The 12,469-nt window shown below is 63.4% G+C and carries 10 protein-coding genes; 4 read left to right on the top strand and 6 right to left on the bottom strand.

The window, feature by feature from the left end; all coding sequences use genetic code 11:
• Nucleotides 1–15: 15 nt before the first annotated feature.
• From accC to IAE36_RS10760, 6 genes are all read right to left on the bottom strand, one after another.
• Entirely contained in the window at nt 16–1,371 is a 1,356-nt protein-coding gene (gene accC / locus IAE36_RS10785; protein WP_201212342.1) for an acetyl-CoA carboxylase biotin carboxylase subunit, read from the bottom strand.
• Between the two features lie 17 nt (nt 1,372–1,388).
• Nucleotides 1,389–1,850 carry an acetyl-CoA carboxylase biotin carboxyl carrier protein gene (gene accB / locus IAE36_RS10780; protein WP_060482302.1) on the bottom strand — a complete coding sequence of 154 codons (462 nt, stop codon included), beginning with the start codon at nt 1,848–1,850 and terminating at the stop codon, nt 1,389–1,391.
• Between the two features lie 95 nt (nt 1,851–1,945).
• Complete coding sequence (gene aroQ / locus IAE36_RS10775; protein ID WP_028633011.1) at nt 1,946–2,401, bottom strand: type II 3-dehydroquinate dehydratase; 456 nt, start codon at nt 2,399–2,401, stop codon at nt 1,946–1,948.
• 180 nt (nt 2,402–2,581) lie between these two features.
• The gene (locus IAE36_RS10770; RefSeq protein WP_201212340.1) at nt 2,582–4,366 is read right to left on the bottom strand and encodes a protein-disulfide reductase DsbD; all 1,785 of its coding nucleotides are present in this window, start codon (nt 4,364–4,366) and stop codon (nt 2,582–2,584) included.
• A 73-nt stretch (nt 4,367–4,439) separates the two neighbouring features.
• Entirely contained in the window at nt 4,440–6,401 is a 1,962-nt protein-coding gene (locus IAE36_RS10765) for a methyl-accepting chemotaxis protein (RefSeq protein WP_201212338.1), read from the bottom strand.
• 129 nt (nt 6,402–6,530) lie between these two features.
• On the bottom strand, nt 6,531–7,889 hold the full coding sequence (locus IAE36_RS10760; RefSeq protein ID WP_060482299.1) for a diguanylate cyclase: 1,359 nt from the start codon (nt 7,887–7,889) through the stop codon (nt 6,531–6,533).
• A gap of 249 nt (nt 7,890–8,138) precedes the next feature.
• Between IAE36_RS10760 and IAE36_RS10755 the strand changes: the two genes are divergently transcribed.
• The 4 genes from IAE36_RS10755 to speA all read left to right on the top strand — a co-directional run bounded on the left by IAE36_RS10755 (nt 8,139) and on the right by speA (nt 12,402).
• Nucleotides 8,139–9,206, top strand: a complete 1,068-nt coding sequence (locus tag IAE36_RS10755; RefSeq protein WP_028633007.1) for a DUF2333 family protein — start codon at nt 8,139–8,141, stop codon at nt 9,204–9,206.
• 1 nt (nt 9,207) lies between these two features.
• Complete coding sequence (locus IAE36_RS10750; protein ID WP_201212336.1) at nt 9,208–9,741, top strand: NUDIX hydrolase; 534 nt, start codon at nt 9,208–9,210, stop codon at nt 9,739–9,741.
• A 235-nt stretch (nt 9,742–9,976) separates the two neighbouring features.
• Nucleotides 9,977–10,348, top strand: a complete 372-nt coding sequence (locus IAE36_RS10745; protein WP_201212334.1) for a translation initiation factor Sui1 — start codon at nt 9,977–9,979, stop codon at nt 10,346–10,348.
• Nucleotides 10,349–10,488: 140 nt separating this feature from the next.
• Nucleotides 10,489–12,402, top strand: a complete 1,914-nt coding sequence (gene speA / locus IAE36_RS10740; RefSeq protein WP_201212332.1) for an arginine decarboxylase — start codon at nt 10,489–10,491, stop codon at nt 12,400–12,402.
• Nucleotides 12,403–12,469 lie beyond the last annotated feature (67 nt).

Raw genomic sequence — 12,469 nt, 5'->3', positions numbered from 1 at the left:
CATCACACTACACGATCAATCCTGGTTGGCCAGTTTGTGCTCGAGGTAGTGAATGTTGACGCCGCCGTTGCAGAAGCCTTCATCACGCACCAGGTCGCGGTGCAGCGGGATGTTGGTCTTGATGCCATCGACGACGATTTCGTCCAGGGCATTGCGCATACGGGCCATGGCCTCGTCGCGGTCCTTGCCCCAGGTGATCAGCTTGCCGATCAGCGAGTCGTAGTTCGGCGGTACCGAGTAGCCGCTGTACAGGTGCGAATCAACACGTACGCCGTTGCCGCCGGGTGCGTGGAAGTGCTTCACCGTGCCTGGGCTCGGGATGAACTTCTTCGGGTCTTCGGCGTTGATCCGGCATTCCAGCGAATGGCCGTGGACCACGATATCTTCCTGGCGGAACGACAGCTTGTTGCCAGCGGCGATGCTCAGCATCTCCTTGACGATGTCGACACCGGTGACCATTTCCGAAACCGGGTGCTCAACCTGTACGCGGGTGTTCATCTCGATGAAGTAGAAGCGACCGTCTTCGTACAGGAACTCGAAAGTACCCGCACCGCGGTAGCCGATCTCGATGCACGCGTCCACGCAGCGCTTGAACACTTCCTGGCGGGCTTTCTCGTCGATGCCCGGGGCCGGCGCTTCTTCCAGTACCTTCTGGTGACGGCGCTGCAGCGAGCAGTCACGGTCGCCCAGGTGGATGGCGTTGCCCTGGCCGTCCGACAGCACCTGCACTTCAACGTGGCGCGGGTTGGTCAGGAACTTCTCCAGGTACACCATCGGGTTGCCGAAGGCAGCACCGGCTTCGGTACGGGTGAGCTTGGCCGAGGCAATCAGGTCCTCTTCCTTGTGCACCACGCGCATGCCGCGACCACCACCGCCACCAGCAGCCTTGATGATCACCGGGTAGCCGACTTCACGGGCAATGGCCAGGGCCATGTCTTCGTCTTCCGGCAGCGGGCCATCGGAGCCCGGCACGGTAGGTACGCCGGTCCTGATCATGGCGTCCTTGGCCGAAACCTTGTCGCCCATCAGGCGAATGGTGTCAGCTTTGGGGCCGATGAAGGCGAACCCGGATTTTTCCACCTGTTCGGCGAAGTCGGCGTTTTCCGCCAGGAAGCCGTAGCCCGGGTGGATCGCCGTGGCGCCGGTGACTTCGGCGGCCGCGATGATTGCCGGAATATGCAGGTAGGAATCCTTGGACGATGCAGGGCCGATGCAGACCGACTCGTCTGCCAGGCCCAGGTGCATCAGTTCACGGTCGGCGGTGGAGTGCACCGCGACGGTCTTGATGCCCAGCTCTTTGCAGGCACGCAGGATCCGCAGGGCAATTTCCCCACGGTTGGCGATCAGGACTTTTTCGAGCTTCCCAGACATCGTTGGCTCTCCGCGATTCAAACGACGGTGAACAGCGGCTGGTCGAACTCAACCGGCTGGCCGTCTTCTACCAGGATGGCGTCGATCACACCGCCGATTTCGGCTTCGATGTGGTTCATCATCTTCATGGCTTCGACGATGCACAGGGTGTCGCCTTTTTTCACGGTCTGGCCAACTTCAGCGAAGTTCGGCGAGGTCGGCGAAGGCTTGCGGTAGAAGGTGCCGACCATTGGCGAGCGGACCACGGTGCCTTTCAGGGCAGGGGCAGCAGCAGCGGCTTCAGCAACCGGGGCCGCGGCCGCTGCCGGGGCGGCTACTGGGGCAGCGGCCATTGGCGCAGGTGCGTAGAACTGCTGGGCGGCCGGGGTCTTGCTGTGACGGCTGATACGGACAGACTCTTCGCCTTCCTTGATCTCCAGCTCGTCGATGCCAGACTCTTCCAGCAGCTCGATCAGTTTCTTGACTTTACGGATATCCATTAATCATCAACTCCCAAAGGTTCGGTCAGGGGGCGAAAGGTAAAAACGTGTCGACACGTTTCTCTCGACCCTGGCCACCGAGGCCAGGGTTTTCATTATTTGGGCTGTGCGTTGGCAGCCAGTTGTTCCAGCGCAGACTCCAGGGCCAGCCGATAACCGCTGGCGCCCAGGCCGCAGATCACACCCACTGCAACGTCGGAAAAGTAGGAGTGATGGCGGAACGGTTCGCGTTTGTGCACGTTGGACAGGTGCACTTCGATGAATGGGATGCTCACCGCAAGCAACGCGTCACGTAATGCGACACTTGTATGGGTGAACGCCGCCGGATTGATCAGGATGAAGTCCACACCCTCATTGCGCGCCGCGTGAATGCGCTCGATCAGTTCGTATTCGGCATTGCTCTGCAAATACTGCAAATGGTGGCCCGCTGCACGGGCGCGTTGCTCCAGGTCCTGGTTGATCTGGGCCAGGGTCACGGCGCCGTAGTGGCCAGGCTCGCGGGTACCGAGCAGGTTCAGGTTGGGGCCGTGAAGCACCAGTAGCGTTGCCATCTGCGGATTCCTTGGATTTGTAGGGCAATTCGACACAGCGCGGCGAGTGTGCCGTAAAGGGGTACCAAGTGTCCAGTTCCCCGAAATAGCCAGCACGATGCCCGAGGTTCGCGCGAAGTATGTGACCGGATGTTTGGATCCGGTCACTCAGCGCAGGTTTGCGCCCGGCATACGGGCGCCTCAAAGCCCTGCAGTAGCGCGTACGCGCTGAAGAATAGCGGCAAATTGATCGGCGTTTACTTCACCAATGACCCGATCAGCGGTAATTTCGCTGCCATTACCGCCAAAAAACAGGATTGCAGGTGGGCCGAACAGCCCGTACCGGTCCAGCAGGCCGCGTTGGGCGGCATCACTTTGGGTGATATCGAAGCGCAGCAGCTTGAACCCAGCCAACTGCGGGCGCACCTGTGCGGCATTCAGCACCTCGTGCTCGATCACCTTGCAACTGATGCACCAGTCGGCATACCAGTCCAGTAGCACCGGTTGGCCAGCCGCCTTGGCCTGCGCCAGCGCTGCGTCCAGGGCGGCGGGGGCGGTTAGGGTTTGCCAGGCGTCGGCCGGTGCCGAAGGGGTGCCGACACCCGCCTGAACGGCGGGCGGCAATGGCCGCAGCGGATCGCCCTGGCCACTGAGCGCGCCGTACCAGCACGCCAGGGCGTACACCAGCAACGCCAGGCCCAGCAACTGTGCCAGGCGCTGGCGTGGCGACTTGACCACGAACTCAAGGGCGCCGAGAAACAGCGCCACACCGGCGCTCAGCAGGCCCACCAGCAACAACGTCAGCGGGCCGGGCAGCACGCGGCTGAGCAGGCCGACAGCCAGCCCCAGCAACAGCACGCCAATGGCATTTTTCACCGTGTTCATCCAGGCTCCGCCTTTCGGCAGCCAGGCGGCACCACCGGTGGCGATCAGCAGCAGCGGGGCGCCCATGCCCAGGCCCAGGGCAAACAACTTGAGGGCGCCGCCCAGGGCGTCGCCACTGGCGCTGATGTAGAGCAGGGCACCGGCCAAGGGGGCCGAAACGCAGGGTGAAACCAGCAGGCTCGACAGCACCCCCAGCGCTGCCGCGCCCAGCAGCGAGCCGCCTTTGGTGCGGCTGGCCACACTGTCCAGGCGGCTGCTCAGCGACTGTGGCAGTTTCAGTTCGAACAAGCCGAACATGGCCAGGGCGAACACCACGAAGAACAGCGCGAAGGGCACCAGCACCCAGGCCGACTGCAAGCGGGCCTGCAGGTTGAGGCCTGCGCCAAACAGGCCCATCAGCGCGCCCAGGGCGGCAAAGCTTGCGGCCATCGGCAATACATACGCCAGCGACAACGCCAGGCCGCGCAACCCGCCTACCTGGCCGCGCAGCACCACCCCGGACAGAATCGGCAGCATCGGCAGCACACAAGGGGTAAAGGTCAGGCCCAGGCCGGCGAGAAAGAACAGCAGCAGTGACTTCCACGTCCAGCCCTGCTCGCTGCCAGGGGCAGAAGGGCTAGCCAGTGCGGTGCTGGCGCCTTGGCCGTCGATACTGATGCGTTCGGTTTCCGGCGGGTAGCACAGGCCCTTGTCGGCGCAGCCCTGGTAACCCACCTGCAACGTGAATGCACGGGAGTCTGTACGCGGCAGTTCGATGTCGAGCACCCCGTGATACACCTCGACGTCGCCGAAAAACTCATCATGCTTGGGCTCGCCTTTCGGGATATTCGGCGTGCCCAGGGCGATATCTGCCGGCTCGGTATGGAACTGGAACCGGTGGCGGTACAGGTAGTAGCCATCGGTGGCCACAAAGCGCAGCTTGATGCTGTGCGCATCGGCCTGTACCAGGCTGAGCTTGAAGGCCTCGTGCACCGGCAGGAAGTCGGCATTGTTGGACAGCGAGGCGGCGCCAAGGGTGGCGCTGGGGCGGTTGTAAAGCAGGCCGGTGGCGAACACCGGGCTGGCCAGCAGCAGGAACAACAGGAAAAACAGGCGGCGCATGGCGGACTCGCGAGGTGGAACGTGCCGCGCATGATAGCGGAGCGCCCGTGTGATGTCCCCCATGGGCACTGGCTCACACCCTGAACGCGCGCACCGCCCGGTTCAGCTCGCTACCCAGGCTCAGCAACTGTTCGCCTTGCTCGCGGCCTTCGCCTATGCGCTGCAGGTTGTCGCCGCCCAGTTCATGGATACGTTCGCTGTGGTCACGAATTTCGCTCACGGCGCCGCTCTGCTGGGCGGTGACGTCGGCGATGCGCACGGCGGTATCGGAGATGGTGCGGATGGCGCAGACGATTTCATCCAGCGCGCCGTCCGCCGTCTGCGCCTGGCTGGCGGTCGCCTCGGCGTGCTCAAGCTGGGTGCGCATGCCGGTCACGGCGCTTCTGGCCGCCTGCTGCAGCCGGTCGATCAGCGTCTGGATTTCGCCGGTGGCACCCGTGGTGCGCTGGGCCAGGGAGCGCACCTCATCGGCCACTACTGCAAAGCCGCGGCCCATTTCGCCAGCGCGGGCCGCCTCGATGGCAGCGTTCAGGGCCAGCAGGTTGGTCTGCTCGGCGATCGAGCGGATGACCGTAAGCACCCCGCCAATGGTGGCAGACTCCTCGGCCAACTGCTCGATCATGCGGGCGTTGCCCTGCACCTCGTCGACCAGCGTGCGCAGCCCTGTCAGGCTCTGGCCAATCACCGTCTGACCCTGTTCCACCGCACGCCCGGCATCACGGCTGGCATGGGCGGCGGCGCTGGCATCGCCGGCCACCTGCTGGATGGTCGCCTCCAGCTCGCCCAGGGCGTCGCGGATCTGGCCGGTGTCGCCGGCCTGGCGCTGGGCGCCGTCGTGCAGGGCGGCGCTCATGCCTGCCAGGGCATGGCTGCTGCCGGCTACCTGTTCGGCATTGTGGCGGATGGTGCCCACCAGCTCGACCAGGTACTGGCGCAGGCGGTTGAGCGATTCCTGAATATCGTGCAGTTCGCGGTTGGTCTTGCCCAGGGCGATGGCCTGGGCGAAGTCGCCTTCGGCCCAGCGCGACAGGGCCGGGGCCAAGCTGGTGAGGGTGCGCGCAAGGCGCCGTTGCAGCGTGTCGATCAACAAGGCGATCAACAAGATCAAGCCGATCATCAGGCCCTGGATGATGCGTACTTCAGCTGCAATCTTGCCATGCAGGTTGCGGACTTCTGGTTCCAGGGCGGCAATGGCCTGTTGCACCGCATCCAGACGCTGGCCGGTGCTGGTCGCCAATGCGGCGCGCCGCTCGATCTGGGCGCGGGTGCGTTGCAGCTCGGCAGGGTAGCGGCTCACCAGGCTCTGCAGTTCGCGCTTGAGGGGCACGGCCACATCTTCCTGCTGCTCGCTGGCCTGGGTTTGCAGGCCCATCATGGCGGCAAAATCGTCCGCCCCGGACTCGGCGGCGCGGGTCACCCCTAGCAGCGGCAGGCCGTCGATGACCTGGGCCTGGGCGCGTATCAGTTGCAGTTCACGCTCCACTTCATCGGCAAGCTCCGGTCGGCCACTGCTGACCAGCTTGTCCCGTGCAAGCGACAGCCGGCCCAGGTGCACGGCGGCATCCAGCAACGGCACCTGATAACGGTTGGCGTCAGGGCTGTTGCTGTCCCGGGCATAGCCGGCCAGTTGCTCAAGGTTGGCGCCCAGTTCACGCTCGGCCTGCAACAGCAGGGCTTGCGGGTCGCCTGCCAGCTTGCCTGCCGCCAGCAGATCGCCGGCGGTGAAGGCCTGCAGCCCATCCAGGCTAGGCCGGAGTTTATCGGCGAGTTCGCCCGGCCATTCGGCCAGGCCCGCCTGTAACTGTTGGGTGGCTTCCAGCGCGGCAGCGTGGCGCAGGGCATCGCCGCTGCCCAGGTAGGCCTGGATATTGCGCGCCGCCTGGTTCTGGAACTGCTGGGACAGGCCCAGGTAGCGCTCCATCATCTGGTAAGGGCGTTCCAGCGCCCGCTGCGACCACCACAACGTGGCCGCCAGCGCAATGCACACGGTCACCAGCAACAGCGTGTTGAAATTGGTCAGCCACTTCAGGCGCATAGCCGCACACTTCCTGCGCAGGGGGGAGATAGGCGCCTGAAGTTATTGCGATTTTATGACGTGGTGATGACGACAAAGGCCTGGCGTCAAAAAAAGTGGCAAAGTGCCGCTATTTGCGTAGGTCCCGTTTCAAGGCTCTACGCGTACCACGCAGTTACGGCCCGCATGCTTGGCCCGGTACAGGGCTTCATCGGCGGCACTGGCCATGGTCAGTGCGTCCAGCCCGTCATCCAGTTGCACCACACCTGCACTGAAGGTGCACTGCAGGTCCCGGGGTTGGGCCGGGTACAGGATGTCGGCAAAGCGCCGGCGGATCTCGTCCAGCACCTTGTGCGCCGCGTCCAGGGCGGTATTGGGCATGACGATGGCGAATTCCTCACCGCCGTAACGGCCAATGAAATCGGACTTGCGTAGCCGCTGCTTGAGGAACAGCGCCAGGCTCTTGATCACTCGGTCACCCATGGGGTGGCCGTGGCGGTCGTTGATCTTCTTGAAATGGTCGATGTCGAGCATGGCAAAGCTGAGCGGCTGGCACTCACGCCGCGCCCGGAAGCTGCAGTCTTCGAGCAGTTGCAGGATGTGTGTGTGGTTGTACAGGCCCGTCAGGCTGTCGCGCACCATGCGTGCCTTCAGGTGCCTGGCGCGGGCGGCGCGGTTGCGCACGGTGGTGATCAGGTGGCGTGAGCGAAACGGTTTGGTCAGGAAATCGTCGCCGCCTTCACTCATGGCATCGAGCTGCTTGTCCAGGTCGTCTTCGGCCGACAGGTAGATGATCGGCACGCTGACGTAACGGTCGTTGTGACGGATGACCTTGGCCAGCTCCGGGCCCGTGCAGGCGGGCATGTACATATCCAGGATGATCAGGTCGGGCTGAAAGTCGGCCAGTTCGGCCATGGTGCGAATCGGGTCGCTCAGGCTGCGGGTAACCATGCCCGCCCCAGCCAGTACCCGTTCGGTGTACAAGGCCTGGGTGCGCGAGTCATCGATGATCAGCACCCGCAGTGGGTCGTAGGGGGCGGCGTCGGTCAAGCGTTCGACCTTCTCCAGCAGGCTGGAGGCCTCCAGGGTGCCGGTGAGAAAGTCCTGGCCACCTGCCCTGACCGCAGCCAGGCGGGTAGGGGTGTCGGTTTCGTGGTGGCTGAAGAACAGCAACGGCACGGGTTTTACCAGGCTGGCCTGGATCTCGGCAGCCAGTGCCAGGCCTTGGCCGGCGCCACTGAAATCGACATCCATGATCACCGCCGACGGCGGGCATTCACTGAAGGAGGCACGAAACGCATCAGCCGTTGGCAACGCCTGTACGCCAAGGCCGAAGAATTCCAGTTGTTGCGCGAGGCGCTCGGCACGCTCGTGGTCCTGCAGCAGGATGTAGACCGGCCTGCGCACAGGCGCGAGTAGTACCTGGTCGAGCGGGTCATCCTTGCGCAGGCCGCTACGCGTGAGCTGCTGGGCGGGGCGCTGCGGGCTCGGCTCGACTGCTTGGCTCATGTCCTGGCTACTTTGTAGGTTGTGGTATGCAGGGGCAGTGATGGCTCTATGCTAGCACCTCTTCATTGCAGGGTGAGTGTCACATGTCAACAAAATGACCAGGATCACTATTCAGTTCATGACTGATGAGTCGTTTATGCGTAAGGCAGTGTCTGCTTTATAGTGCAGCAAGGCGGGCTTGCCGTGGCACCCTGGCGTAGGCCTGTGGTCCAAGCCCCTGAACCGTCGTGACTGATTAAGGACAAAGCCATGCTGGACTGGAAAAACCGCGAGGCGAAAGCCGAGCCCCGTGAGCGTGCCGACAGCCGCGGCGCTGCCGCCCGTAGCTACTTTGGCGGGTTGTGGAGCCGTGCGCTGCTGACCCTGGTCGGGTTGTACCTGTTGGTCTGCATTGGCCTTGGCTGGTACTGGAGCCAGGAGCCGGACCTGTTCCCGGTCCAGCAGAACGCGCAAGCGGCCGCTCAACGTAACGCCCAGCAGATGGTCGTGGGTTACACCACCATCGAAACCCTCAAGACCGTGGCCGGCACGTTGCTGGACAAACCGGGCGGTTACATTTCCAACGACCGCTTCCCACCAGGGCTGTGGATGGACAACATGCCGAGCTGGGAATACGGCGTACTGGTCCAGGTGCGTGACCTGTCCCGGGCCCTGCGCAAGGACTTCGCCCGTTCGCAGTCGCAGTCCACCGAAGACGCCGACCTGGCCAAGGCCGAGCCACGCTTCAACTTCGACAACAAGAGCTGGATTCTGCCTTCCAGCGAGTCGGAGTTCGAGGAAGGTATCAAGTCGCTGTCGCGCTACCAGGCACGCCTGGCCTCGGGTGACAAAGGTGCAATCTTCTACACCCGCGCCGACAACCTGAACAACTGGCTGGGCGATGTCGCCACCCGCCTGGGTTCGCTGTCCCAGCGCCTGTCGGCCAGCGTCGGCCGGGTCAAGCTCAACACCACGTCCAAGACCGACTCGGTGGTGGCTGGCCAGGCGCCGCAGGTGGACGAGGAAGTGGTGGAAACCCCTTGGCTGCAGATTGACAACGTGTTCTACGAGGCCCGTGGTCAGGCCTGGGCACTGTCGCACCTGCTGCGCGCCATCGAGGTGGACTTCGCCGACGTGCTGGCGAAGAAGAATGCCACGGTGAGCGTGCGCCAGATCATTCGTGAACTGGAAGCCTCGCAGGAACCGCTGTGGAGCCCGATGGTGCTCAATGGCAGCGGCTTTGGCATGTGGGCCAACCACTCGCTGGTCATGGCCAACTACATCTCCCGCGCCAACGCTGCCGTCATCGACCTGCGCCAGTTGCTGTCGCAGGGCTAAGGTGAGCATCACTGCCCGCGAGGCCGCCCACCGGGCGGCTTCAGACCGCGAGCTGGTGACCTGGGTGGATGAAGCCGACCAGGTGCAGGGGGCTTTGCCCCGGGCGCAGTTACGCGAACGCGGCCTGATCGGCCGCTGCACCTTCATCCTGCTGTTCAATACCGCCGGTGAGCTGTGCGTGCACAGGCGCACCTTGAGCAAGGCGCTGTACCCAGGTTATTGGGACGTCGCGGCAGGGGGTATGGTCGCAGCGGGCGAGGGCTATGCCGAGTCTGCGGCCAGGGAGCTGGCTGAGGAACTGGGGGTGGAGGGCGTTGAACTGCGCTTTCATGAGCGGTTCTACTTTGACCAGCCTGGCAACCGCTTGTGGTGTGCAGTTTATTCGGCGGTGTCCGATGCGCCGTTGCGCTTGCAGCCGGAAGAGGTGATGGAGGCGCGGTTCATGGGCTTGGAGCAGGCTGAGGTGCAGAGCCTGAGCGAACCTTATTGCCCGGATTCGTTGGCGGCGTTGCAGCGGTATAAAGCCAGCCTTTGAGTACTTGCTTGTTGCTCAGGAAGTGGGGCTGGCCAATGACCCTGCTCCTGTGCAAATACTTCGCTCGCGATCACGGCGCGCCTACACAATAGCCAGATTTATCGTTACACTGCGCGCCCTTTTCAGGCTGCCGCAACACCTTGCGGCAGTAGCGCTGCCCCTGCCAGAGTGGGGCTTTGCGGTCGGCCTTGTCCCAGGCTCGACCAGTTTTTGTCCTCAGCGCAGAGGAACAAAAGTGGCCAAGAAAGCTTCTTCCTTTTCCGCCCTTGGCGGTCTCGTTTACTCCACCGATGCCGGTCGGCATTGCCCCGACTGTGGCCAGCCGTTGGATGCCTGCACCTGCAAGCAGCAGGCTATCCCCGAAGGGGATGGCATTGCCCGCGTGCGCCGCGAAAGCAAAGGCCGCGGCGGCAAGACCGTGACCACCGTCACCGGGGTGCTGCTGCCGCTGGATCAGCTCAAGGAGCTGGCCACCACCCTCAAGCGCCGCTGTGGTACCGGTGGTGCGTTGAAGGACGGGGTTATCGAAATTCAGGGCGACCATGTAGAGCTGTTGGTTGCCGAGCTCATCAAGCAGGGTTTCAAGGCGAAGAAGTCCGGCGGCTGAGTCTTTTTGCCCGGTGCTTTCTAAACTCGTTGCTGTGACCAGGGTCTACCCAGGCAACAGACGAACCGTCACTTTTGGCTTTTACACTGCGCCCGCCAGCTGGCAGGGCCGTGTTTTCGACTTACTTATAGGGGACTTGAATGTCCGTACGACGCACACGCAAAGACGATGGTAGCCAATGGACCGTGGCCGACAGCCGCAGTGTGTATGGCATCCGCCATTGGGGCGCTGGTTACTTCGCCATCAATGATGCCGGGCGCGTCGAAGTGCGCCCCAATGGGCCGGACAGTGCCCCGATCGACCTGTTCGAGCAGGTGGACGAGCTGCGTCAGAGTGGGCTGTCGCTGCCGTTGCTGGTGCGCTTCCCTGGCATTCTGCAGGACCGCGTGCGCCAGCTGACCGGTGCCTTCGATGCCAACATTGCGCGCCTGGAATACCAGAGCCAGTACACCGCGCTGTACCCGATCAAGGTCAACCAGCAGGAAGCGGTGGTGGAAAACATCATCGCCACGCAGAACGTGTCCATCGGCCTGGAAGCCGGCTCCAAGCCTGAGCTGCTGGCAGTGTTGGCACTGGCGCCCAAGGGCGGCACCATTGTCTGCAACGGCTACAAGGACCGTGAGTTCATCCGCCTGGCGCTGATGGGCCAGAAGCTGGGCCACAACGTGTTCATCGTCATCGAGAAAGAGTCGGAAGTGGCGTTGGTGATCGACGAGGCCGCCGAGCTCAAGGTCAAGCCGCAGGTGGGCCTGCGGGTGCGCCTGTCGTCGCTGGCCTCGAGCAAATGGGCCGACACCGGTGGCGAGAAGTCCAAGTTCGGGTTGTCGGCCGCGCAGCTGATTTCGGTGGTACAGCGTTTCCGTGATGCCGGGCTGGACCAGGGTATCCGCCTGCTGCACTTCCACATGGGCTCGCAGATCGCCAACCTGGCCGACTACCAGCATGGGTTCAAGGAAGCCATCCGCTATTACGGCGAACTGCGTGCCCTGGGCCTGCCGGTGGACCATATCGACGTGGGCGGTGGCCTGGGCGTTGACTACGACGGCACCCACTCGCGCAATGCCAGCTCGATCAACTACGACATGGACGACTACGCCGGCGTGGTGGTGGGCATGCTCAAGGAATTCTGCGACGCGCAGGGCCTGCCGCACCCGCACATCTTCTCCGAGAGTGGCCGCTCGCTGACCGCGCACCATGCCATGCTGGTGATCCAGGTGACCGACGTCGAGAAACACAACGACCAGGTGCCGACCATCGAGAACAAGGCAGCCCTGCCCGAGACCGTGCAGTGGCTGGTTGACCTGCTGGGCCCTACCGACATCGAGATGGTGACCGAGACCTACTGGCGCGCCACCCACTACATGGGTGACGTGGCGGCGCAGTATGCCGACGGCAAGCTGACCCTGGCCGAGAAGGCCCTGGCCGAACAGTGCTACTTTGCCGTGTGCCGCCGCCTGCACAACTCGCTGAAGGCTCGCCAGCGCTCCCACCGCCAGGTGCTGGACGAATTGAATGACAAGCTTGCCGACAAGTACATCTGCAACTTCTCGGTGTTCCAGAGCCTGCCCGACACCTGGGCCATTGGCCAGGTGCTGCCGATCATCCCGCTGCACCGCCTGGACGAAGAGCCCCTGCGCCGCGCTGTGCTGCAGGACCTGACCTGCGATTCCGACGGCAAGATCAACCAGTACGTGGATGAGCAGAGCATCGAGACCAGCATGCCGGTGCATGCCTTGAACGAGGGCGAGGACTACCTGCTGGGTGTGTTCCTGGTGGGCGCGTACCAGGAGATCCTGGGCGATATGCACAACCTGTTCGGTGATACCGACTCGGTGAACATCTACCAGAACGCTGATGGCAGCGTTTACCACGCCGGTATCGAGACTCACGACACCATCGAGGACATGCTGCGCTATGTGCACCTGTCGCCGGAGGAGCTGATGACCCATTACCGCGACAAGGTGGCCAGCGCCAAGATCACCGCACGCGAACGTACCCAGTACCTGGATGCGTTGCGCCTTGGGTTGACCCGGTCTTCGTACTTATCGTCGTAAGCAACGATATATCGCTCGCTTCTACCCCCCTGTAGGAGCGAGCGAAGCTCGCGATGCGCCGCAACGC

Source organism: Pseudomonas sp. S36, assembly GCF_016647875.1.
In the GTDB taxonomy this organism is placed as follows: Bacteria; Pseudomonadota; Gammaproteobacteria; order Pseudomonadales; family Pseudomonadaceae; genus Aquipseudomonas; species Aquipseudomonas parafulva.
The sequence above is the reverse complement of the archived record's forward strand: the minus strand, read 5'-3'. Positions and strand labels throughout refer to the sequence as shown.

What these genes read in the sequence shown, in the direction of transcription:
- aroQ (WP_028633011.1), bottom strand. Translation starts at nt 2,401, where the DNA reads ATGGCAACGCTACTGGTGCTTCACGGCCCCAACCTGAACCTGCTCGGT.
- IAE36_RS10770 (WP_201212340.1), bottom strand. Translation starts at nt 4,366, where the DNA reads ATGCGCCGCCTGTTTTTCCTGTTGTTCCTGCTGCTGGCCAGCCCGGTG.
- IAE36_RS10755 (WP_028633007.1), top strand. Translation starts at nt 8,139, where the DNA reads ATGCTGGACTGGAAAAACCGCGAGGCGAAAGCCGAGCCCCGTGAGCGT.
- IAE36_RS10760 (WP_060482299.1), bottom strand. Translation starts at nt 7,889, where the DNA reads ATGAGCCAAGCAGTCGAGCCGAGCCCGCAGCGCCCCGCCCAGCAGCTC.
- accC (WP_201212342.1), bottom strand. Translation starts at nt 1,371, where the DNA reads ATGTCTGGGAAGCTCGAAAAAGTCCTGATCGCCAACCGTGGGGAAATT.
- IAE36_RS10765 (WP_201212338.1), bottom strand. Translation starts at nt 6,401, where the DNA reads ATGCGCCTGAAGTGGCTGACCAATTTCAACACGCTGTTGCTGGTGACC.
- accB (WP_060482302.1), bottom strand. Translation starts at nt 1,850, where the DNA reads ATGGATATCCGTAAAGTCAAGAAACTGATCGAGCTGCTGGAAGAGTCT.
- speA (WP_201212332.1), top strand. Translation starts at nt 10,489, where the DNA reads ATGTCCGTACGACGCACACGCAAAGACGATGGTAGCCAATGGACCGTG.